Genomic DNA, 21,248 nt, shown 5'->3' with positions numbered 1-21,248 from the left:
TTTAATTTTTTGTAATTTCCATAAACCATTCTTCCAAACCTGCGCTGCTTTTGATTTCAAAAATCTCGGCATGGTTTAAAACCAGTTTTTTCACAAGGTCAATAATATCCTCCTTTGATTTGGACGTAATTTCTATCGTATTCTCATCAATTAATTTTGGGGAATAATTCTTCGGAATTTCATTCATATGCTTATGGGCATGATTCAATCCGATTTTGATGTGATTGTATCGGTACAACTCATTCAATTCTTTTATGCTTCCTATAAATTTTATTTCTCCATGCGAAATAATAGCAAGATGAGTAATCATTTTTTCAATTTCCTGCAATAAATGGCTTGAGATCAATATCGTTACACCTTCTTCTTGGTTAAGCTTTATCAATAATTCACGGATTTCCAACATTCCATTAGGGTCCAGGCCATTTACCGGTTCATCCAGAATCAGGAGTTCTGGTTTCCCCAAAAGAGTCATTGCAATGGAAAGCCTTTGTTTCATTCCTAAAGAATATTTCTTCATTTTCAGATTTCTGTTTTCCCATAAATCAACCAGATGCAATACCCTTTCACATTCTGTTTTCGGAAGATTTCTTAATTTAGAAATGATGATCAGATTTTCCCAGCCGGACAAATGGTCATAAAATGCTGCACTGTCAATAAGACTTCCGATTTTACCAAACCCATTCGGATAAAACCCGGAAAGGTTTTTACCAAAAATCTGTATACTGTTTGTTTCATCGGGTATCCCTCCAATAAGCAACTTCATTGTTGTGGATTTTCCTGCTCCGTTGGCACCCAGGAAACCAAAGATGCTACCCTTGGGTATAGAAATGCTGAGATTTTTCAGAATTTTCTTATCCTTTGAAAATCCATAATTTAAGTTTCGAATTTCAATAATGTTTTTCATATGTGATTGTATTTGAAACAAAAGTATGCAATAAAATAGTAGTATGCAATACAAAGTAGTATTTATAATTAAATTCTACTTAAAAAAATCCTTTAGCTTACACTAAAGGATTTAAATATTTGATTTTATAGAATTATTTTAACTTTGGTTTATATCCTGATTGATTAAAAATCGTGGTAGCATCCATTTTCAGGAACTCCGTTAATTTTGTTTCAGGTTTTTCCTTAAGATATGCCTTGCAGATCTGCCATCCCGTAAAAATTCCGATTTGTGGGGAAGATTCATTGTCTATTTCTGTATAAAACTTCGAGAATGGGCCTGGGGAAATAAAACGTTCTCCCAGTCTCGGATCATCTCCGAAGATCAGATTACTTTCTACAAAATAATTCCAGATATTGGCCTCATTACTTGTTGCCCACTCATACTGCTTTTGAGTATAATTCATTTTCAGATAATCAGGTATATCCGGAAGAAAAGCATCCTGAAGAATCATTACTTTTCCGTTCAGAATAATCTGATCAATAAATTTCTGGTGATCAGGAGATTCGGTGACAATATTTTCTGCAAAAAGCTGTGATACTTTCGGAACAATATTCTGTGGGTTCATCGACTTTTGGAAATATAATTCCAATCCTTTATAATTAGCATTTCCGTCTCCCATAAAACCGGTAACATCTATGAATAAAAGATTACCCTTTTCATCATAAAATATGGGGTCCTGAACCATCTGTAAGGCAGATGAGAATAAATATACTTTGGGATTTTTAAACTGCGGAAAGTAATATTTAATATGCGAAAATAGGCTTTGTAGCTCTTTTTGCAGCTTTGCCTGATCTATTTTTCCAATAGCTTCCTTGTAGATTTTGATCTCTTCGGCATCAGCTCTTCTTTTTCCGAAATCGGCATCAGAAACACTTCCCTGAAACCATGGAAATTGAGTTTTAAACTGATCCAATGGAATATTCGGATTGTAGAATTCTTTGGAAATATCTGTGATGTCAACTTTTTCGGCAGTTTGTTTAACTTCTACCTTCCATTGATTTTCAGGTTCTTTTTTGCAGGAAATAATTCCGGCAGCCAGAAGAGAAGAAAGTGCAATATATCTAAAAATCTTCATTATTTTTACATGGAATTTAAGTTGACAAAAATAAGGATTAAATACACAATTCATGATGAAAATTAAAATATTTACAGTTATCTTTATTATTTTGGGACTTTCTCTTCTCTTCGGACAAAAGTTTGAGTTTAATGACAAAAACTTTGAAAAAGCAGTACTGGAAAATTTTGATCTGAATAAAAACGGAATACTTGAATCTCAGGAAGCCGTAATGGTCACCAATCTGTTCCTTGTTCAGAAAGGAATTACTTCCACGGAAGATCTGCGCCTTTTTAAAAATGTAAAAATGATTATTTTGGATGATAATACGATTTCTAATATTGTCATAAATGATCTAGATCAGCTAGAATTGTTTTCGTGTACAGGATGCAAAATCTCTTCATTCAAAGCAGAGAATCTTAAGAATTTAACGGCGTTATATCTGGATAATAATGTACTGCAAAACATTTCGCTGGCAGGAATTCCAAAAATTGACCAATTAACATTATCTTTAAATCAATTAAAAGAAATAAACCTGCTTCAGTTGAAAACAGTAAGAAAACTGAATCTGGAACATAACAAGCTTCAAAAAATTGATATTTCCGGTAACCTGGCCTTACAAACCCTTAATATAATGGGAAATAAGATAAGAGAAACAGATATAAAGAAGGGTGCTAAAACTAACGTAACCATTTTTGGAGCTGAAGAATAAACTAATAATTATGATGATAGAAACAGAACGACTGGTTTTAAGAAAACTTGAAGAAACAGATTTTGAACGTATGTTTCTGATGGATTCCGATCCTGAAGTAATGAAATATCTGGGTGAACCTGTGGCAACAAAGGAAGAATCAAAAGAAGTAATTAAGATGATTCAGAAGCAGTATGAAGAAAATGGAGTTGGAAGGCTTGCTGTTATTGAAAAAGTAAGTGGCTTGCTGATAGGATGGTGTGGCTTAAAATTAATGACAAAACCTATCAATGGCTACATTAATACCCTTGATCTTGGATACCGTTTTATTCCCGAGTTCTGGGGAAAAGGATATGCCACTGAAGCAGCTAAAAGAATGCTGGAATATGGTTTTAATGAACTCAATGCCAATGTGATTTATGCTTATGCTGATTTCGGAAATACAGGCTCAAAGTATATTCTTGAAAAGCTTGGTTTTGAAAATACGGGAAAGTTTGAAGAAGATGGAATATTGTGCTTCTGGTACGAACTGAAGCGTGAAAAATACAGTAAAAAATGATAACAATACGGCAGGAAGAAAAAAAAGACCATCAACAGGTTTTTCAGCTTACGGAAGAGGCTTTCAGAGAAATGGAACACAGTGATCATCAGGAACAGTTTCTGGTAGAAAAGCTAAGAGAGTCTAAAGCTTTTATCCCTGAATTATCTTTGGTGGCAGAAGATGAAAAGGGTACAATTGCCGGACATATTCTGTTTACTAAAATTAAAATTGTCAACGAAGAAAAATCGTTTGCTTCTCTTGCCTTGGCACCTGTTTCAGTAAAACCGGAGTTTCAGAATCAGGGAATCGGAGCGAAACTGATTCTTGAGGGACATCGTATTGCGGAAGAATTGGGATATGAATCGGTGATATTGATCGGGCACGAAAAATATTATCCTCGCTTTGGTTACAAAAAAACAAGTAATTTTGGAATTTCTTTTCCATTTGATATTCCGGAAGAAAACGGAATGGCTGTAGAATTGGTAAAAGACGGATTAAAAGATAGAAAAGGAGTGGTAAAATACCCTCATGAATTTGGAATAGACTAAAAAATATAAACAATGCAGACACAAAAAGTAATAGATCACATTGTAAGCTGGTTAAAGGATTATGCTACAAATGCTAAAGTAAACGGATATGTAATTGGAGTTTCCGGAGGAGTAGATTCCGGAGTAGTTTCTACTTTAGCAGCAATGACAGGCATGAAAACACTACTGATTGGAATGCCGATCCGCCAGAAAGCTGATCAGGTAGATCGTGCACAGGATCATATGAATGACCTTAAATCCAGATTTCCCAATGTAGAAACAATATCCGTCAATCTTACGCCGGCTTTTGAAGAGATCTATAAAACCTTCCATGTAAACGATGAGGTATATCCCAATGAGAATTTGACTTTTGCCAACACAAGAGCACGTCTTAGAATGCTTACACTTTATTATTACGGACAGCTGAACGGGCTTCTTGTTTGTGGAACAGGAAATAAAGTAGAAGATTTCGGAATTGGATTTTATACGAAATATGGAGATGGCGGGGTAGATGTTTCACCTATTGCAGATCTCTATAAAACTGAAGTATACGAACTTGCTAAAGGATTGAATCTTATCAAAAGCATTCAGGAGGCTATTCCTACCGATGGCCTTTGGGATACGGAAAGAACAGATGAACAGCAGATTGGTGCTACGTATCCGGAACTGGAAAAAATCCAGAAAGAATATGGAACGAAAACAGCTGACGATTACGAAGGCAGAGATAAGGAAGTTTTCCAGATCTTCGACAGAATGCATAAGGCTGCGAAACATAAAATGGATCCTATTCCGGTTTGCGATATTCCTGAAGAATGGAGAGCATAGAATAGCATTACAATAAATAACAGGTATGAACGGTAAAATAAGATCTGTATTTTTTATATGTCTGGGGCTTCTTTTCGGAATGTCTGTGATGTACGTCTACAGGAACTTTATTGAAGATAAAAAAGAACAGTCAGGTTCTGCAAAAAAGGAAACGCTGAGTTATGGCAGTACTTCTTCGGATGGTAATTCCTCTGTCCAGGTTTCTATAGACCAGCTTACAGAAGAGAAAACGGTAATCAGCTATGTAAAGCAAAATCATAAGCTTCCGGATTATTATATCACTAAAAAGGAAGCAAGAAAAAAGGGTTGGAATCCTTCTCAAGGAAATCTTTGTGATGTACTTCCCGGAAAAGCTATTGGCGGAGATCATTTCGGAAACAGAGAAGGACGTTTGCCGGATGGAGAACGATACTTTGAAGCAGATGTAAACTATCATTGTGGTGGAAGAAATGCTGACCGTATCATCTACACTCAAAATGGTGATGTATATCTTACCAAAAACCACTATAAAAGTTTTGAAAAGCAATGACCATTGTATAATTTACATTGTAATTATTATAAATCTTAATTTTGAAAAATTATAGACTTTTTTACTTTATTATTCTTTTGATTCTGACCTACTCATGTTCAGAAAAGAAAAATATGATAGCGGAAAAAGCAGCAAAACCAGCCGTAACAATACTCATACAGCCATTTAAAGATATTAAACCGGAAACTGTAGCAAAAGTAGCCGAAGGAATAAGAAATATATACCCGAATGTTAAAGTTCTGGATGCGATAGAATTTCCTGAAAATACTTATTATAAAGAGAGAAACCGATATAGAGCCGATTCAATCATTAAGTTTTTGAATAAAGAAACAAAAGAAGGTTTTGTCACAATTGGTCTGACAGCGAAGGATATCAGTGCTACCAGAGGAAAGATCAGAGACTTTGGAATCATGGGGTTGGGGTATAGACCAGGAAAAGCTTGCGTGGCTTCAAGTTTCAGACTGAGTAAAGAAAACCGGGATGAGCAGTTTTACAAAATAGCCATTCATGAGTTGGGCCATACACAAGGGCTGCCACATTGCCCGGAAAAAATGTGTTTTATGAGAGATGCAGAAGGTAAGAATCCTACCAATGAAGAAACGGATTTTTGCAAAAAATGCAAAACTTTTTTAATCAATAAAAATTGGAAATTTAATTCAATATGAAGACAGTATATATAGATTTTACGGACATAGGTGACTATGAAGATTTTTACGCCCAGCTAAAGGAGAAAATTCAGCTTCCTGAGCAGTTTGGTGATAATCTTGATGCACTTTTTGATACGATCACCGGAGATATGGAAATGCCGCTCCATTTAGAATTCGTCAACATGACTGTAGATCAGCTTGAGATTTTTGAAGACTTGCTGACTACCTTGGAAGATGCTGAAGAAGAAGTGGAAGATTTTAGTTTCAGCTATTATCTGGAGCAGTACGAAGACGAAGATGACGATGTAGAATCTGAAGAATAAAAAAAGAAAGGCTGTTCCTTACAGGAGACAGTCTTTTTTATGCTGATTCTTGGCTTCTATAGTATTCAATTCTTTATTCTTTACCGTACAAACCTAACAGGTTTTGGAAACCTGTTAGGTTTATTATATCCTTTAACTGTAACCCTCATTTACGACTAATCAATGCGAAGTGTCAATGATTCAAACCTTGGCAAGGAGCTAAAAATCAGGTTTCACTTGGTTACAAAAACGTAGAATCAAAATAGAAAGGAAGAAGATCCTTCACTGCATGCACTTTTACAACCTCTTCATTCATACTCGAAAAATAAAGGTCGATATTTTCATTCTGCTTGGTCTCATATTCAATCAGACTCTGACGGCATGCTCCACAAGGGGGAATTGGAGGGTTTTTCTCATGGAATTCTTTCGGTCCGCCCACAACGAAAATCTTTTTTATTTTCACATCCGGAAAATTGGCTGCTACCCAAAAAAGAGTAGTCCTTTCGGCACAGAGTCCGGATGGGTAGGCTGCGTTCTCCTGATTGTTTCCGGAATAGATCTCTCCGTTTTCCAGTAATACGGAACATCCTACCAAAAATTGAGAATACGGTGCATATGCATTCTCACGAGCCACTTTGGCCCTTTCAAATAATGTATTTTCTATATCGCTCAGCTCACTGCTATTTTTAAAATATTCGTAACTGATCTGTATGTCTTTTTTCATATATTGTCAACTAAAAAAGGGGGGTAAAATTAGTTCTTTTTAATGAAGTGGGCAATATTTTATTCTCCTGGGGAAAAGTTCAATTTTTTTAAGACTAAAAATGTTATACACACCAATAAAATTTAGGAATATAGAGTTAAAAAACAGATGGGTAATGTCACCTATGTGTATGTATTCATGTGAAAACGGAGAAGCTAACGATTTCCATTTTGTACACTACGGAAGCAGATCGCAGGGCGGTACAGGTCTTTTGATGGTAGAAGCTACAGGAGTAGAACCCAAAGGAAGAATTACCAATCACTGCATGGGAATCTGGAATGATGAACAGACGGACAAATTACAGAGAATTGTTGATTTTGTACACAAAAATTCAGAAAGTAAAATAGGAATTCAGCTGGCCCATGCCGGACGAAAAGGGTCAACATGGAATAATATACAGATTCCTGTGGAAGAAGGTTGGGAAACGGTGGCACCAAGCCCTATTCCTTATCACCCTACAGAAAGAATTCCGCATGTATTGAGTACGGATGAGGTGAAGGATATCATTCAAAATTTTAAGAAAGCAGCCCGAAGAGCTGTGAAAGCAGGTTTTGATATTATCGAAATTCATGGAGCTCACGGATATCTGATCCACCAGTTCTTATCACCGCTTTCCAATATCAGAACAGATGAATATGGGGGAAGCTTTGAAAACAGAATCAGGTTTCTGATCGAAATTGTAGATGCTGTTAACGAAGAGCTGGATGAAAATACAGCCCTTTTTGTAAGAATTTCAGGAACGGAATATGCTGAAAATGGCTGGGATATTCATAGCAGTGTAGAACTGGCGAAAATTCTAAAAGAACATTCCGTAGACCTTGTAGATGTATCCAGTGGTGGAAATATTCATGGAGCGAAAATTTCAGTTTTCGAGGGGTATCAGGTTCCTTTTTCTTCGCAGGTGAGAAATGAGGCTGAAGTGAAGACAGGAGCTGTAGGACTGATTACCAAGGTAGAACAAGCCGAAGAAATTCTTCAGAAAGGGGATGCCGATCTTATTTTCGTAGCAAGAGAGATTCTGAGAAATCCATATATTGCTGTTCAGGGATCTTTTGAAATGAAAGAAGACTGCTTTTTCCCACACCAGTATACCAGAGCCAAAATCTCTACTTAAAGATCGTAATAGTCTGTAAAAACAACAGAAATGGATATCAATGATTTTATGCTTATCTGTCCCAGTAAGAAGTTTTTAGGGGTAGAATGTCTCGGTTGTGGTGCGCAGAGAGCAATCGTATTGGTATTTGAAGGAAAATTTTCAGAAGCTTTTCAAATGTATCCGGCGGTATACACCTTATTGTTATTCTTTTTGATCCTTGGCGTGAGTTTCATCGATAAAAAAAGAAAATATGGTAATATTTTAATGATTTTAGTGATCATTAATCTTATTATTATGGTAGTTGGGTATATATATAAACATTATTAACCATGAAAAGATAAGAGTTTAAGTGTTTGGTTGTGAGTGTTTTTTTTGTTTTGATCCTTCTGCCTTGTATTGATTAATGGGAGTTTGTGTAGAAAAATTTTAACATAAAGCATAATTTAATAGATTAAAATTCCTGTATTATTTTGTTGGATAGAATTTTAAAATGTCGTAGAACTACTACAATTTCTTAAACAGTGGCCTAAAAACTTTTTAAATTAGAACATGAACTCTATCTTTGTTATATAAATCCTATATCAGGGAAGAGTCGTTAATGATTAAAATTTAAGAATATGGCAGGAAATTCAAGAGGAATCTTAAAATTCAATGGAGGTGAAGGTCAGAAGTTGTTAAAGCTTAACTATAGCGTGTCAAGATCTACAGATGTTTCAGGACGTGTAGCATCTGATCCGTCAAACGCATTGATCAAAGTAACAATTGAAGCAACAGAAAAATCTGATGTGTTAGAAAGCTTATTAAACAGTAAATATAAACCAACAAGCGGAGAAATCAACTTTAATAAATCTCACGAAGAAGGAACATTGATCTCTTTGAAGTGGGAAAACGGATATGTAATCCAGCATGAAGTAGACTTCGATGCCATTGATAGTAATAATATGCTGATCAGCTTCGTAGTAAGTGCTGAAAGCATTACCTATGGAAATTCATCTTATGACGGACTTTGGCCAATGAGCTAAGTCTTTCATGAGCAAGAAATAAAAGACTGTCCTTACAAGACGGTCTTTTTTTACCTAAGACTATATTCTGCAGGATCTTTTGTTTTTATTTTTAAATTCTCTTTCTGTTGAATAATCGTTTAGAAAACTAATCAAATCACTAAAAATATGTCAAATACACCTGGAAACTCACAAGCGACGTCTTTTCGTCCGACGCAGAATGCAGATGGTATTTCCGAAAACCATCACACAGGTATCAACCGTCTGGTAAAACTTTCTCTTGTCATAGAAGGGAAAATTATCAAGTACTACAAGCATTTCAAGCTTAAGCAAAGTACCAGACGTCATCACGAATTTACGCTGACTTTGGCACACGATACTCTGGGAGACAGACAGACCCATTCATTGGAAGAAGCCAATAAATTCCTTGGAAAGCGACTTACAGCCGTTATTTCCTATAAAGATATTGACAACAGTCCGGAAAGAACCTTTGTAGGAGTAATTACCGGAGTGGGATTCAGTCAGGAACATATGAGTTTAGGAAATATTGTGCTTACAGGTTACAGCCCTACCATCCTTCTTGACGGTGCACCGCATATTCAGAGTTTTGGAGGAAACCAGCCTGTGAATGTAGGAATCATTGCTGAAGAGGTAATCAAGCAGGGAATTGATAAAAGCAGATTTGATGTCAGAGTAGATGCCAATAACTTCTCTCAGATTATCTATAGCAGCCAGTATGATGAAACCCATTATAACTATCTGGCAAGGATGGCAGAAGCTTATGGTGAACAGTTTTACTATGATGGTGAAGTTTTACATTTCGGAAAACTGCCTGCTCAGAATAAACCCATTACGCTTACCTATGGAAGCAGTGCCAATGAAATAAAAGTTGAGCTGAAAGCAGTACATACAAAACCTCAATTTTACGGTTACAACAGTAATAAAAATGAAAAGCTGACGTCCGGGTCTACACCCATTAAACATGTAAGTGATCTTGCAAAAACAGCATACAGTCATAACGAAACTATTTATAAGACTCCGGCTCTGCAGATAGCTCCCATCAAAGCAACTACACACTTAGACGTGGAGTATTCTCAGAAAAGTGCAGCTGGAAGCGAAGCGGTAAATGTTTTTTCTGTTTCAGGAAATACAACAGTTCCTTTCCTTCATCCGGGTTGCGTAGCAGATGTCCAGATGCGTAAACAGGATTCTAATGAAACCTCTTATTTCACAAGGATAATGATTACGGAATCAGAACATGAGATTGACACAATAGGTCATTACAAAGGAAGCTTCGTAGGAATAGCAGCAGATACAGGATTTCTTCCAAAACCTGAGTACACCATTCCGAAAGCTGAGCCACAAACTGCCACCGTAATTTCCAATACGGATCCCGAAGGACAGGGAAGAATACAGGTAAGATTTGACTGGCAGACCAATGATACCACTCATTTTATCCGTATGATGAGCCCAGATGCCGGAGGAACCGATCAAATTACCCAAAACCGTGGGTATGTAGCGATTCCGGAAGTGGGGGATCAGGTGATGGTCAACTTTGTGCACAGCCATCCGGACAGACCTTTCGTAATGGGAGGAATGTTCCATGGAGGCGTAGCGTTGGGAGGTGGCGTTAACAATCATCTTAAGTCTATACAGACCAGAAGTGGAATCAGGATTCTCATGAATGACGAAGAAGGCAGTGTAACCATTCTTGATCCGAGTGGTAATACCTATTACATGGACGGACAGGGTAATATCAGCATGAAAGCACCTAAAAACTTTACTTTAAATGCAGGCGACAATATCAATATCACTGCAGGAAAAGAAATTTCAATAGGAGCAGGAGCAAGTATTACCAGTACAGCAAACGATAATATTGTTTCCATCGCAGGAAAAGATATGAAATTAACCGCTTCGGGAGATATTACGGAAACCTCCGACACCAGAACGGAAATGATTGAAAAAGAATTCAAGAGACAATCTGAAACATCCAATGAAATAGCAGGGGAAATTTCCATGTTCAGCGAACTGGAAAATATGACCATGCAGAGCGGAAAGATTGTAGAGTTCAACAGTGCTGAAAAATCAAAACTTTTCTGATATGGCGATCATCAAAACAGCAACCAACCTGCGCATAACAGTTAAGGATTCTTACCATCTGAGTGTAGGAAAAAAGGTTGAGAAAATAGCAAAGAAAATCAATGTGGAAGCACACAGAGATAACCTGGTTTTAGCAAGTAACAAGAAGATTATGTCCCATGGCCATAAGTAAGTACAACCTGCTGATTCTTTTTATATGGTGTTTTTCATTAACGAATTGTCAGAATAAAAAAATGGAAGAAAAATACAGTTGGCTGGGAACCGTTTCTGCACCGCAGGAATACCCGATGGAAGTGTATGAAGGTGCTATTGTTGCCGATGATTTTACTTACGGCTTTGACGCCATCTGGGGAACACAGAATACAGGATGGGGAAAAGAAGGAGGCACCATGAACGTCAATACTGAAAGAATGGATGCGCCTCATGAACTGGAATTCACATGGTATTCTCTGGTAGAAAATAAATTCTACACCGGAAAATGGAATCTGGATAAAGAAAAGATTAAAAGCCTTTTTAATGAAGGATTTGTAGATCAGGATACGAAAAAGAAAGCTACCTACAACTCCTTTGTGGTGGGACTAGCTCCCCAGGGAAGAGTAGTGCTTTGGATGAAAGGCCCGGGAAACCAGAAAGAAGTAGGTGCTTTTCAGGCTCATGATACCATTATCACCAAAGAAAAAGCATACGATAATGCTCAGTATATGTTGAAGGAAGGCTTTGCAGAAAGAATGTTGAAAGATCCGTCTTATAAGACATTCAAGCCGGAAGTTCGTGAGAAAATTGAAAAAGAAGGCTATCCTGCAGCAGATATTTATAACGTATACAGAGAGAAATACAACTGGAAACCTGTTGTGATTCTTCCTGAAGGAGCCACATGGATCGATTTTGGTTTTACCAATTATAATGGAGAGCAGGAAAATCTTTTTGACCAAAGTTTAAAAGATAATACTTACAAAAGCAGAGCTATACCAAAATTCTGTGGTTTTTACTGGAAAGATAAAAATAACAACAGGTATGCAGTATGGATAGACGCTTTTGATGACAAAGAAATATTTGATCTGTTTCAGAAATCAGGAAAAGACAAAAACATTGATCTGACCATTAAAGTCAACGAAGATAATACCAAAGTTTTAGTGTCTTTAGAATCTGAAAAAGAAAAGCTGGCCGTTACCAAAGCAAAAATCAGGGTATCCCGAAAGATAGAATAATAGCATTCAATCAGTCAATTTAAAAACAAGAACGATGCACAACAATCAATTTGGAAGTTATACACCATCTGTATCCAAAGAGGAAGTACTGGATATTACCATTGGGATTTTTTTTGACGGAACCCTGAATAATAAAACCAATACAGACGAAAGAAAAAAGGGAACAGATGCCCATAAAAAACATGGAGGAGGAGCTAAAGACAATACCAGTTATAACAATGACTGGAGTAATGTAGCCCGCATGTGGGATAACTATGATAAAAACTTTGGTATTTATATAGAAGGAATTGGTACAGAAGATAAGAAAGGAGATGCTACCTTGGGATATGCTTTCGGAACAGGGGAAACCGGAATCAGATCAAAAGTGAGAAAGGGCTGTGAAGAGATTGTAAAAAAGGTGAAAACCCTTAAAGCTGAAAAGAAAGCTGATAAAATTGCGGTACTTACTTTCGATGTATTCGGATTCAGCCGTGGAGCTGCTGCCGCACGTAATTTTGTATACGAAATAGGAAAGGCAAAATATAAAGCCAGTTCACGCACCGTCGCAAACGAAGCTGTTTCAGTAACCACCTATTCAGATGATGACGGGAAAAGTGTTGATTCTGAAGAACTTCCAAAATGGGGGCACCTTGGCCTCAAGCTCGAAGAAGCAGGATTAAAGGTAGATGTCTTAAAAGTAAGATTTCTGGGAATCTACGATACTGTTTCTTCCTATTCAAAATATCTGTCACCAGTACCCAATTTCAGCAATGACGTAGAAGAATTAAGCCTGAATGAAATTGGAAAAGCCCAGACTGTAGTTCACTTCATTGCAGCCGATGAACACAGAGAAAACTTTGACCTGACAAGAGTACATATCGGAACTGAAAAAACATTCCCTGGTGTACACTGTGACGTAGGCGGAGCTTATGAAAACGGAAATGAAACATGGGAAGAAGTTGAAACATCATGGACTACCAGCAGCAAATTAGAAGCACTAAAGACAGAGCTTGAAAATGAAGGATGGTATCATAAAGGTGAGCTCACCATTACCCCCGGATTCTATTTGTCGTTAAGAGGTTCACGTGATCTTGTAAAGACTTTTAGTTATATCCCTTTGCATTTTATGGCAGAATACGGCATTGATAAAAATCTTCCTATCACCTTAAAAAAGATGACAGATGATAAATATTCCATTTTGAATGATCAGTTTTTAATAGGAATAAAAGACCGTCTTAGAACTTACGTCATGGGAGACGGTAAACCTTATTCTTTCAGACATTACAAAGAGCTTAGGGATGCCTATGGAGGAAATGAAATCCCGGAACACCGTCAGGCAGCGTATCAGAAAGAAGTAAAGGAACAGGACGATTTAAGAAAGCTTCGTCATGAGTACCTTCATTGGTCTGCAAGAAGAGAAAAAATAGGAATGGATCCGAGACCCAACAGAACAAGGGTTATCCATTAAACATTTAAATAAGAGTATTATACCAAAAAAGAATTTGAAGCAGGAACATTTTTATGCAGAAATATAATATACATACCGTTCAGAAAGATGAAACTTTAAAAAGTATAGCCTCACTGTACGGGCTTGATAAAGATGCATTAAAACTCTTCCATAATAACCACTGCGCTGTTAAGGATATGATCCTGATTAACCTTAACGGGCAGAAAGAGCTTTTTGTTCCGAGAACTGCTGTTGCAGATAAAAACATTTTAGTCAAATTTGGAAGAGGAAACAGCCTTACTCTTCAGCCGGAAACTTCAGTGCGAAGATATAGCGTAGTTATTACCATTGAAAAAGGAGAACATAAAAGTGAATTAAAATATGAAGTATCCGTTCGGTGGCTGAAAACAGAAAAAGGACATCATTTTTTTGAGATAGACAGAACATCAAAGCTTTATCTCAATGAAGAAGAAGTGAATGAAATTGCAGATCTGCTGGCTTACAGAACTTCTAAAGTTTTATACCCTTTACACATCAGTACGGATGAACATGGTCAATTTGAAGGAGTAGAAAATGCTGAGGCTTTTTCAAAAAGATGGCCAGCTATAAAAGAAGAGCTCTATAAAGAATTTGAAGGCAAAACGGTAAGCGACTACTGTGAAAAGATTGAAAAAGTAATCAGCCAGCCTGAGGCGATCAGTCTTTACCTGAAAAATGATTACTTCGTCCGTGCTTTATTTTTTGGAATATATCAAAGTTTTGGAAAGGAATTTAAAACAGAGATGACAACAACCTTTCCTGTAGTAGACAATGCAATTGAACCCAGCTACAAATTGACACTGGAAACAGATCCGGTGAAAGGAGAAACAGGCCTGATTACCATAGAAGGGTCAGGAAAATTATATGAAGAAAGAAATATTGATGATTTTATAAGAAGATCACCTTTTTCATTGATTATAGAAGACGACCCTGTGATGAATGAAGAAGGACATTTCAGACTCATAAGCTATCTGAAAGGAGAAACTTCACTCCCGGAATCTCTTTACCTCGAATGCAGTATCATGCTGCAGGAAGAGAAAAAGATTTCAGTATCAGTTTCAGGAATTGATGAAAACTAAATTACCACTTCACTAAAGATAAAATTAATATGGCAGAAAAACATATTGTAGTACAGGGCGCCCTATGCAAATGCCAGTTCGGGCAGGTTCCGGACAAGCTGAAAGTACTTACACATCAAAAAGAATATGCCAATGATAAAAGCGCTTCCAAAAAACTGATTGTCACCACGAAAGAAATTGGAGCCGCCACATTTGAAAAAAATACATTCGGAAACTGTACCAAAATGGGAGTGCCGCCGCCGCCGTGCAAAATTATGGTTACAGAATGGCAGAAATTTTATGATAAAGTACAACTCAGCAATGGCGGATATATTATTGTGGAAGACAGCAAAGCCGTATGTGCTGTTGCAGGAACGCCTTGCATCGAGATTATAGACCACGGGCAAAGAGCGGAAGCCAGCCAGCAGAACTTTAAAAATGCCGATAAAGATGTTCAGCAGCAGATCAATCCGTTGGTAGATTCTGAAGAAATGTATAACGAACAGCCTTCAGGAGGAGGGCAGGATGGTGCAATCTAAATGATAAGAAAATGGCAAAAGGCGTAAAAAAAATAAAAGTTGTAAGCGGATTGTATTACCCAAAAATGTCTGTATTAGGGCAAAGAATTACCATAAAACCGGATCAGTGGGTGCAGTTCGGTGTGGACGAATGGCTGCCGGGCACTACAGATGCAGACAAAAAGAAACCGCTGACCTGGATGAGACAGAACAGCAGCAAAAAAATTATCATCAATCAGATCACCTCTGCTACCGGATATAAATTTTTAATTGGTAAGCAGTACTGCGGAAGCTATCAGTTTTATATTGAAGCCAGTCTTTCAGGAGTAAGAGATCCCAAAAATGATACAGGAATATATGTAAAAGGCTGGTGTGACCCTAAAATTGTGAGCAGCAAATGGTCTACGCAGAAAAACAGCAAAAGTATCAAAAACAATAAAAAAGTTGATTACATTTCCTATGGACATATTGTTCACCTGAACCTCGTGACAGAAGGGCTTAATGGAAATACAGTCAGTATCGAACTCTGGAATCAGCAGACAGCCAAGGCAGATAAACTGGTACATACCTACAACAATGTACAGGTAATAGATGGTGAAGTCAATCTGAAAATAGAAAACACCTTTGCCTGGATGGCCTTTGTAGACAATATCCAGAATGTAGAGGAATTCTATGTTAAAGTGAAAGATGTTGCTTCCAAACAATATATCAAAGATAAATTGGGTGATGATCTTCATGCCATCTATCTGAATGTTAAAAATAAAGTAGCCACTACCAATACCAACGGTGCTCAGAACCAGACACCAACCAAAGTATATAAGCCGGATGTAAACTCTGTCAGACTTGAGCCCTGCAAATTTGAAGTGATCAAGATTACTGAAAATGAAACTAAGGACGGAAAAGCCAGCAATACAACTGTTAAGGTTTTTGACAATGGGAATGGTGTTAAACTGATAAAATCTGCTGCATTACAGGAACATATTCAGAGAACAATCTATTATAAATTTGATTCCACAGTCATTGATAAAGATGGGGTTGCTATTCTTAATAATGTACTCAAATTCCTTTTGGAACATAAAGATGCCACCATGAATCTCAGCGGCTATGCCTGTGTGATAGGAAAAGAAAATTATAATAAAGGACTTTCCCAAAGAAGAGCAGACGTTGTCAAAAAATTCTTTGCTGATGGTGGATTAGATCCCAGAAGAATAATATCCGTAGGAAAAGGAGAAGTAGATCCTACCGATGATAAAATGGGAAGAGACAATATCAAATACAAAAATGAGAAAGACTATGAAAATAACCGCAGAGTAGATATCTCATTTGTTTTCAATGCTCATGATGCACAAACTATTCATTATGAAGTAACAGCACCAGATGTCTCTACAAAGAAAAACCTCATCATTGATGTCACAGGTTTTCAAACCAATGAGTGTTTCAGGGATAGTAAAGGAAAACATAAAAAACAGATTCAGGTTGTAGATGTAGGACAGGCAATCGATAAAGGAGATACGGTAAAAACATTTACCACACCTACCTTTACTTATGGAGTATATTCAGATTTATCTCAATTTAATGCTCTTCCTATACAATATATCTGGCCTGCAGGGACAAATCCGAATCAGTTTCATCTGCATGTTCATACCTGCAGATATTATAGCAATGAGAAAAGGACGACAGTATTGATAAAAGCCTATCCGGATATCAACTGGACATTGAGTTTTACGCTGAACCTTACCAATGATCTCAGTGTAAAGTGGATGAATATGGATCCCCATGAGCATAAAGAACTGCAGAAAAGAGCAGGTAAAATGGGAGCAGAAAAAAGATGGAAGCAAAAGGATGCCTCACTTGCATTCAGTTTAAAGGCAAAATGGAACAATGATAAGCAGGAAAAAGAATTAAAATATCAGTACGAAACCAAGTTTAAAAAAATATATGATACATTTGCTGCCATAGGAGCATTGTCAGATGGAGTTCTTAATCAGGCCAAAGGAAAAGTACGCTCCATTTCTCCTAAAGGGATTCCAGTAAGCTTTGCTGTGAAACCTCCTAATATGGAATTGTCAGGTAACTGGCTTTTAAAGCATCCTAAGGATAATAATGCCATTATTGGTACAGATGTAGCTATAGGTTTGAAAGCAAATCCGCTGATTGGTCTGGAAATGACAGTTGATCTTCTGGGAGCCCTGGTATTTGGTATTTCCGGAGCGGTAAGCGGAGGAACAGCTGCGCCGGGAGTCACAAGGCTGTATCAGGAAATTCAGGGAAAACTGAAATCCGGAATAGATGTAGGGAATGATAATGCAGGCTTCAAGGCATCTGTTGATATCTTTATGGATCTTATTATTTCCAGTACGATAGAAGTGGAATCCGAATTTAAATTTAATACGGCAGGAAAACTCAAAGATTCCGAATTTAAAGTCTCAAGTAAGAGTAAACTTAAATTGGAATTGAAAGTAGGAGTGAAAATTCAGGGAGAAGTTTCACTGGCTGTTATAAAAGCAGAAGCTTATTTTGAAGCATCAGCATCCGGAAGTGCTTCCATAACCTATGGACATGGTATCAACTATGATGAAAAAGGACTTTATTACCGTCCTGTTCTCGGATTTGACGGCCTTGATGCCCAATATGTAGTTACAATAAGTGTAGGTCTTGCTATTAAAATTGCAAAAAATAAACATAAAGTGGAGGAAAGCAGAAATGGAAAATATGAAATTGCCAAAGGGGATTTTAAAAATGTAATTCCTCCTTTTGATGTGATAAAAGAATTAGAGTCCTTATTTGGAATGAGTGCAAATATTCCGTTGATTAAAAATGATTAATATTCATACAATGAAAAATCTTATCTTATTATTTAGCTTTTTGGCTATTGTGTCCTGCAACGGACAAACCGATCTGGAATCTTTAAAATTTGATGAAAAAGTATCGGATAATATTACGAAGGGAGAAAAAGAAACAGAAGCCAATTACGGATTATTATCATATAAACAGGCCGATGTTAAAAACTATAAGCTGGGAACTGTATCATTTTCTGAATATACCGTACCCAAAGGATATGATTATTCCAACAACAACCTTGCGCTTTTTGTAAACTCTTACCAGAATAATCAATACCTCGGATTTATACTGAACCTTGCTAAAGAAGACGAAGGGAAAAAGCTGATTGATTATTTGACTAAAACATATGGTAACCCGGAAAAAAGATCCACTGATAAAACAGGAGCTGCTTACTTCTGGGATGCATCAGCTAAAAATAAATGGATATTTTTAACCCAAACTCAGGAACTGACACAGGACAATACAAAATATACCAATACCAAACTGATTGTAGTAAAGAAAGGAACCAGAGTGGAGAATTCTTCAGATGCCGGCACTTTCTCCATCTTAGACAGTTTTACCCTTGCTTATCCTAAAAAATAAAAAATGAAACCTTATTACGAAATAGATTTTAGTGCGGTAATGTGTTCATTTCAGATCAAAATTAATGATGTGGAATTAATTTCATTGAGTATTGAGGGACAGACCAGATCAGATTTTCCCATCAATCATCTTATTCTGGAAGGAGGTAAACAAACGATTGAAGTGAAAGGTCTTCCCATGGACGGGCATCAGGAGTTACACGAAGATTCTTACATAAGATACAGAGTGAATCTCTATGATATGGCTTCCGGAGAATATGCTTTTGTAAAACAGTTTGATGAATATTTTACCAAAAAGCCCGATAAAAACATACCTTTTATAGGACACGCAAGTACATTTGAAGCAGATGTACCTTATAAATTGGAGGCATGGCAGAACGGAATGAACCTTAAAGACGCTAAGTTCGACGTTAAACAAAAACTAATCAGAAAGTATAACGAAATTATAAAGCTGATTAATGGCGGCAATTACAGTTCGTTCATAGCACAATATCAAAAAAGAGAAAATAATAACGCTGTAGCCATGTATCTTAGCAAAAGCCAGGCAGAAGGCAGGATGCAGAGTATCATTTCGGATATGCAGAATGGATACAAAGCGCAGAGCCTTCCGGATGATATTCAGGTAGAATATTCAGCATTTGGAAAGTTGGCCGCGTTAAAATGTACAGATATGATGTCTGCATTACGCCTTGAAAATCCGGAAAGTGAGGAGGAATTAGTTCTGCCCATAACATTTTATATCCCAGAAGGGAAGGATGAGTTTGAGATTATATAGCAATATTTAAAAGAAAGAAATACTGAAGCAAAATTCAGATATTTCCACCAGATTTTAGAACAAAATAGATGGAAGTAAAAAAAGGAAAACCATACATTGCATATAGTATTTTAGGAATAATAGCTGCAGGCTTTATTTACTTTATTCTGTGGATTATTTTCAAAGATAGAATGCCGCTGCATGAATATGCTTCTGAAATTTCCAATAACTATGACAGTTACGCAGAGAAAGCGATCGTTTTTTTTCCTTTACTTTTTTTTGTTTTCATCTTTATTGTTTTAATGAAGCCTACTGCTTCAAAACGTTTTTTACGCCTGCAATCCTCACTGCCTACCTCTAAGATCCATTCTGTAGCAAAAGGACTGGCAGAGATTGAAGGAACTTTAAAGATGATGAATCCTTTATTTTCACCAGTAAATAATGAAGCCTGCATCGGATATTATTATACCATTGAAGATATTGACAGAGATTCAGACGGAAAAGAAAGTTACAGAACCATTCACAGGGAAACGAAATGCAATATTTTCCGGGTTAAAGATGACACAGGAATCATAGAAGTAGAACCGGAAGGAATAGAGCTGGTTTTATTAGAAGAAACCAATGTAAGCAGCTACGGCGGTAAAAGGTACAAAGAAACTCTTTTAAAAGATGGTCAGAAGATGCTGCTGGTAGGCTATGCCGATTCTAAAAACGGAGTACCTTTCATCAGAAAAGACGATTATTATAAAATACTCGGTATTACTTCTTCCTCAGGAATCACAGTCTGGAACAAATACCAGCCCTTGCTGAGGTCATTTATGTTTACCTGTTCCATCATCCTTTTAATAATTATTTATATACTAACACAATAATGAATCAGACGGTCGCTATCATATTACTTATCCTGCTTGGGGTAGTTATTATAAGTTTTCTGATCAATCTGTACAACAAATTGGTCATGCTCAAATTTAACGTTGACAAAGCATACGGCAATATTGATGTGGTGCTGAAACAACGTGCGGATGAAATTCCCAATTTGGTCACCGTTGCCAAACACTTTATGAACTACGAAGAAAAGCTGCTTACCCGCCTTACAGAGCTCAGAACTTTTTACAATAACAGTACTGATGCCAATAAGAGAACCGAGATTGCCAATGAAACCTCAAAAGCGCTTTCTTCATTCTTTGCGGTTTCAGAAAACTATCCGGAACTGAAATCTAATAATAATTTTCTTGAACTGCAGAAAAGAATTTCCGATCTGGAGAACAAAATAGCAGACAGAAGAGAATTTTTCAATGACAGTGTAAACCTTTATAATATTGGAATTCATGAATTTCCCAATGTGATGCTGGCAAAAATGTTAGGCTATAAAGACAAAACGTTACTGGAAATTACAAACGAAGAAAAACAGTATGACGGGGTTCAGTTTTAATACTTTTTTCGGATTAGAAGGCAAAATAGCTGCTTACCCGGAAGCAACCATTTTCGGAGCGATGTTAGTACCCATTTTGCTGCTCATTCCGATAGCAGTGATAGGATGGATCTTTAGAAAACTGAAATTCAATATGTACATCATTCATGTATTGATGTATACTTTGCTTTTTACATTTATAATAGGAACACTGACCATATTTATCCTTTTCTTTATTACCGATAAAAATGGAGTGAAACTGGCCTATTGCTGGCTTACGATACTTACGGGAATGTTTGTTTTCAGTTTAATCAATGCCAATACTATTACCAAAATGTTTAGTGATTGGTCTAAAATAATTAAGGAAAGACAAAATCAGTAATTTTAGAA

The 21,248-nt window shown here is 36.8% G+C and carries 25 protein-coding genes; 22 read left to right on the top strand and 3 right to left on the bottom strand.

Going from position 1 to position 21,248, the window contains the following annotated elements; genetic code table 11:
• Position 1: 1 nt before the first annotated feature.
• Positions 2 to 904, bottom strand: coding sequence for an ABC transporter ATP-binding protein (locus DEU39_RS11340; RefSeq protein WP_062674217.1), 903 nt, complete (start codon positions 902 to 904; stop codon positions 2 to 4).
• 133 nt (positions 905 to 1,037) lie between these two features.
• The gene (locus DEU39_RS11335; RefSeq protein WP_183037404.1) at positions 1,038 to 2,021 is read right to left on the bottom strand and encodes a gliding motility protein GldB; all 984 of its coding nucleotides are present in this window, start codon (positions 2,019 to 2,021) and stop codon (positions 1,038 to 1,040) included.
• A 52-nt stretch (positions 2,022 to 2,073) separates the two neighbouring features.
• Between DEU39_RS11335 and DEU39_RS11330 the strand changes: the two genes are divergently transcribed.
• Genes DEU39_RS11330 through DEU39_RS11300 form a run of 7 tightly spaced genes read left to right on the top strand, consistent with a single transcriptional unit; the run spans position 2,074 to position 6,083 of the window.
• Positions 2,074 to 2,712 carry a leucine-rich repeat domain-containing protein gene (locus DEU39_RS11330; RefSeq protein ID WP_120231992.1) on the top strand — a complete coding sequence of 213 codons (639 nt, stop codon included), beginning with the start codon at positions 2,074 to 2,076 and terminating at the stop codon, positions 2,710 to 2,712.
• Between the two features lie 10 nt (positions 2,713 to 2,722).
• Entirely contained in the window at positions 2,723 to 3,250 is a 528-nt protein-coding gene (locus DEU39_RS11325) for a GNAT family N-acetyltransferase (RefSeq protein ID WP_183037403.1), read from the top strand.
• The gene (locus DEU39_RS11320; RefSeq protein ID WP_120231991.1) at positions 3,247 to 3,780 is read left to right on the top strand and encodes a GNAT family N-acetyltransferase; all 534 of its coding nucleotides are present in this window, start codon (positions 3,247 to 3,249) and stop codon (positions 3,778 to 3,780) included. The genes DEU39_RS11325 and DEU39_RS11320 overlap by 4 nt, the downstream gene beginning before the upstream one ends.
• Positions 3,781 to 3,792: 12 nt before the next feature.
• Positions 3,793 to 4,584 carry an NAD(+) synthase gene (nadE, locus tag DEU39_RS11315; RefSeq protein ID WP_062674224.1) on the top strand — a complete coding sequence of 264 codons (792 nt, stop codon included), beginning with the start codon at positions 3,793 to 3,795 and terminating at the stop codon, positions 4,582 to 4,584.
• Positions 4,585 to 4,609: 25 nt separating this feature from the next.
• Complete coding sequence (locus tag DEU39_RS11310; RefSeq protein ID WP_062674226.1) at positions 4,610 to 5,113, top strand: ribonuclease domain-containing protein; 504 nt, start codon at positions 4,610 to 4,612, stop codon at positions 5,111 to 5,113.
• 41 nt (positions 5,114 to 5,154) lie between these two features.
• Complete coding sequence (locus tag DEU39_RS11305; RefSeq protein ID WP_228436743.1) at positions 5,155 to 5,778, top strand: Zn-dependent protease; 624 nt, start codon at positions 5,155 to 5,157, stop codon at positions 5,776 to 5,778.
• Complete coding sequence (locus tag DEU39_RS11300; protein ID WP_062674228.1) at positions 5,775 to 6,083, top strand: barstar family protein; 309 nt, start codon at positions 5,775 to 5,777, stop codon at positions 6,081 to 6,083. The genes DEU39_RS11305 and DEU39_RS11300 overlap by 4 nt, the downstream gene beginning before the upstream one ends.
• Before the next feature lie 220 nt (positions 6,084 to 6,303).
• Here DEU39_RS11300 and DEU39_RS11295 read toward each other — a convergent pair whose 3' ends face one another.
• Positions 6,304 to 6,786 (bottom strand): cytidine deaminase, encoded by a 483-nt coding sequence (locus DEU39_RS11295; RefSeq protein ID WP_120231990.1) that lies wholly within the window; start codon positions 6,784 to 6,786, stop codon positions 6,304 to 6,306.
• A 100-nt stretch (positions 6,787 to 6,886) separates the two neighbouring features.
• On the opposite strand from DEU39_RS11295, the gene namA reads away from it, so the two are divergent.
• From namA to DEU39_RS11225, 15 genes are all read left to right on the top strand, one after another.
• Positions 6,887 to 7,939 (top strand): NADPH dehydrogenase NamA, encoded by a 1,053-nt coding sequence (gene namA, locus DEU39_RS11290; protein WP_062674232.1) that lies wholly within the window; start codon positions 6,887 to 6,889, stop codon positions 7,937 to 7,939.
• Between the two features lie 30 nt (positions 7,940 to 7,969).
• Positions 7,970 to 8,248, top strand: coding sequence for a DUF2752 domain-containing protein (locus DEU39_RS11285; protein WP_120231989.1), 279 nt, complete (start codon positions 7,970 to 7,972; stop codon positions 8,246 to 8,248).
• A gap of 290 nt (positions 8,249 to 8,538) precedes the next feature.
• Positions 8,539 to 8,943 carry a type VI secretion system tube protein TssD gene (tssD, locus tag DEU39_RS11280; RefSeq protein WP_002977458.1) on the top strand — a complete coding sequence of 135 codons (405 nt, stop codon included), beginning with the start codon at positions 8,539 to 8,541 and terminating at the stop codon, positions 8,941 to 8,943.
• Positions 8,944 to 9,090: 147 nt separating this feature from the next.
• Positions 9,091 to 11,022, top strand: a complete 1,932-nt coding sequence (locus DEU39_RS11275) for a type VI secretion system Vgr family protein (RefSeq protein ID WP_120231988.1) — start codon at positions 9,091 to 9,093, stop codon at positions 11,020 to 11,022.
• A 1-nt stretch (position 11,023) separates the two neighbouring features.
• The gene (locus tag DEU39_RS24395; RefSeq protein ID WP_156106421.1) at positions 11,024 to 11,194 is read left to right on the top strand and encodes a hypothetical protein; all 171 of its coding nucleotides are present in this window, start codon (positions 11,024 to 11,026) and stop codon (positions 11,192 to 11,194) included.
• A gap of 61 nt (positions 11,195 to 11,255) precedes the next feature.
• Positions 11,256 to 12,230 (top strand): DUF2931 family protein, encoded by a 975-nt coding sequence (locus DEU39_RS11270; RefSeq protein WP_262696570.1) that lies wholly within the window; start codon positions 11,256 to 11,258, stop codon positions 12,228 to 12,230.
• Between the two features lie 34 nt (positions 12,231 to 12,264).
• Positions 12,265 to 13,677: a T6SS phospholipase effector Tle1-like catalytic domain-containing protein gene (locus DEU39_RS11265; RefSeq protein ID WP_062674240.1), complete on the top strand. Its 1,413-nt coding sequence runs from the start codon at positions 12,265 to 12,267 to the stop codon at positions 13,675 to 13,677.
• Positions 13,678 to 13,730: 53 nt separating this feature from the next.
• Complete coding sequence (locus tag DEU39_RS11260; RefSeq protein WP_120231986.1) at positions 13,731 to 14,774, top strand: hypothetical protein; 1,044 nt, start codon at positions 13,731 to 13,733, stop codon at positions 14,772 to 14,774.
• Positions 14,775 to 14,803: 29 nt separating this feature from the next.
• Positions 14,804 to 15,292, top strand: coding sequence for a DUF4280 domain-containing protein (locus DEU39_RS11255; protein ID WP_062674244.1), 489 nt, complete (start codon positions 14,804 to 14,806; stop codon positions 15,290 to 15,292).
• A gap of 11 nt (positions 15,293 to 15,303) precedes the next feature.
• Positions 15,304 to 18,096, top strand: a complete 2,793-nt coding sequence (locus tag DEU39_RS11250) for an OmpA family protein (protein ID WP_120231985.1) — start codon at positions 15,304 to 15,306, stop codon at positions 18,094 to 18,096.
• Between the two features lie 10 nt (positions 18,097 to 18,106).
• Complete coding sequence (locus DEU39_RS11245; RefSeq protein WP_131797511.1) at positions 18,107 to 18,694, top strand: hypothetical protein; 588 nt, start codon at positions 18,107 to 18,109, stop codon at positions 18,692 to 18,694.
• A gap of 3 nt (positions 18,695 to 18,697) precedes the next feature.
• Positions 18,698 to 19,468 carry a hypothetical protein gene (locus tag DEU39_RS11240; protein WP_062674251.1) on the top strand — a complete coding sequence of 257 codons (771 nt, stop codon included), beginning with the start codon at positions 18,698 to 18,700 and terminating at the stop codon, positions 19,466 to 19,468.
• A 68-nt stretch (positions 19,469 to 19,536) separates the two neighbouring features.
• Positions 19,537 to 20,319, top strand: a complete 783-nt coding sequence (locus DEU39_RS11235) for a hypothetical protein (RefSeq protein WP_120231984.1) — start codon at positions 19,537 to 19,539, stop codon at positions 20,317 to 20,319.
• Complete coding sequence (locus tag DEU39_RS11230; protein WP_120231983.1) at positions 20,319 to 20,879, top strand: LemA family protein; 561 nt, start codon at positions 20,319 to 20,321, stop codon at positions 20,877 to 20,879. The genes DEU39_RS11235 and DEU39_RS11230 overlap by 1 nt, the downstream gene beginning before the upstream one ends.
• A complete protein-coding gene (locus DEU39_RS11225; protein ID WP_076596124.1) occupies positions 20,860 to 21,240 on the top strand; it encodes a hypothetical protein in 381 nt (126 codons plus the stop codon). Before DEU39_RS11230 ends, DEU39_RS11225 begins: the two co-directional genes overlap by 20 nt.
• Positions 21,241 to 21,248: the final 8 nt, after the last annotated feature.

This window comes from Chryseobacterium sp. AG363, from assembly GCF_003610675.1.
GTDB lineage: Bacteria > Bacteroidota > Bacteroidia > Flavobacteriales > Weeksellaceae > Chryseobacterium > Chryseobacterium cucumeris.
This window is presented reverse-complemented; position numbering and strand designations above follow the sequence as displayed.

Excerpts from the sequence above, each read along its gene's own strand:
- DEU39_RS11340 (WP_062674217.1), bottom strand. The coding sequence starts at position 904 with ATGAAAAACATTATTGAAATTCGAAACTTAAATTATGGATTTTCAAAG.
- DEU39_RS11335 (WP_183037404.1), bottom strand. The coding sequence starts at position 2,021 with ATGAAGATTTTTAGATATATTGCACTTTCTTCTCTTCTGGCTGCCGGA.
- DEU39_RS11330 (WP_120231992.1), top strand. The coding sequence starts at position 2,074 with ATGATGAAAATTAAAATATTTACAGTTATCTTTATTATTTTGGGACTT.
- DEU39_RS11325 (WP_183037403.1), top strand. The coding sequence starts at position 2,723 with ATGATGATAGAAACAGAACGACTGGTTTTAAGAAAACTTGAAGAAACA.
- DEU39_RS11320 (WP_120231991.1), top strand. The coding sequence starts at position 3,247 with ATGATAACAATACGGCAGGAAGAAAAAAAAGACCATCAACAGGTTTTT.
- nadE (WP_062674224.1), top strand. The coding sequence starts at position 3,793 with ATGCAGACACAAAAAGTAATAGATCACATTGTAAGCTGGTTAAAGGAT.
- DEU39_RS11310 (WP_062674226.1), top strand. The coding sequence starts at position 4,610 with ATGAACGGTAAAATAAGATCTGTATTTTTTATATGTCTGGGGCTTCTT.
- DEU39_RS11300 (WP_062674228.1), top strand. The coding sequence starts at position 5,775 with ATGAAGACAGTATATATAGATTTTACGGACATAGGTGACTATGAAGAT.
- DEU39_RS11295 (WP_120231990.1), bottom strand. The coding sequence starts at position 6,786 with ATGAAAAAAGACATACAGATCAGTTACGAATATTTTAAAAATAGCAGT.
- namA (WP_062674232.1), top strand. The coding sequence starts at position 6,887 with ATGTTATACACACCAATAAAATTTAGGAATATAGAGTTAAAAAACAGA.
- DEU39_RS11285 (WP_120231989.1), top strand. The coding sequence starts at position 7,970 with ATGGATATCAATGATTTTATGCTTATCTGTCCCAGTAAGAAGTTTTTA.
- tssD (WP_002977458.1), top strand. The coding sequence starts at position 8,539 with ATGGCAGGAAATTCAAGAGGAATCTTAAAATTCAATGGAGGTGAAGGT.
- DEU39_RS11275 (WP_120231988.1), top strand. The coding sequence starts at position 9,091 with ATGTCAAATACACCTGGAAACTCACAAGCGACGTCTTTTCGTCCGACG.
- DEU39_RS24395 (WP_156106421.1), top strand. The coding sequence starts at position 11,024 with ATGGCGATCATCAAAACAGCAACCAACCTGCGCATAACAGTTAAGGAT.
- DEU39_RS11270 (WP_262696570.1), top strand. The coding sequence starts at position 11,256 with ATGGAAGAAAAATACAGTTGGCTGGGAACCGTTTCTGCACCGCAGGAA.
- DEU39_RS11265 (WP_062674240.1), top strand. The coding sequence starts at position 12,265 with ATGCACAACAATCAATTTGGAAGTTATACACCATCTGTATCCAAAGAG.
- DEU39_RS11260 (WP_120231986.1), top strand. The coding sequence starts at position 13,731 with ATGCAGAAATATAATATACATACCGTTCAGAAAGATGAAACTTTAAAA.
- DEU39_RS11255 (WP_062674244.1), top strand. The coding sequence starts at position 14,804 with ATGGCAGAAAAACATATTGTAGTACAGGGCGCCCTATGCAAATGCCAG.
- DEU39_RS11250 (WP_120231985.1), top strand. The coding sequence starts at position 15,304 with ATGGCAAAAGGCGTAAAAAAAATAAAAGTTGTAAGCGGATTGTATTAC.
- DEU39_RS11245 (WP_131797511.1), top strand. The coding sequence starts at position 18,107 with ATGAAAAATCTTATCTTATTATTTAGCTTTTTGGCTATTGTGTCCTGC.
- DEU39_RS11240 (WP_062674251.1), top strand. The coding sequence starts at position 18,698 with ATGAAACCTTATTACGAAATAGATTTTAGTGCGGTAATGTGTTCATTT.
- DEU39_RS11235 (WP_120231984.1), top strand. The coding sequence starts at position 19,537 with ATGGAAGTAAAAAAAGGAAAACCATACATTGCATATAGTATTTTAGGA.
- DEU39_RS11230 (WP_120231983.1), top strand. The coding sequence starts at position 20,319 with ATGAATCAGACGGTCGCTATCATATTACTTATCCTGCTTGGGGTAGTT.
- DEU39_RS11225 (WP_076596124.1), top strand. The coding sequence starts at position 20,860 with ATGACGGGGTTCAGTTTTAATACTTTTTTCGGATTAGAAGGCAAAATA.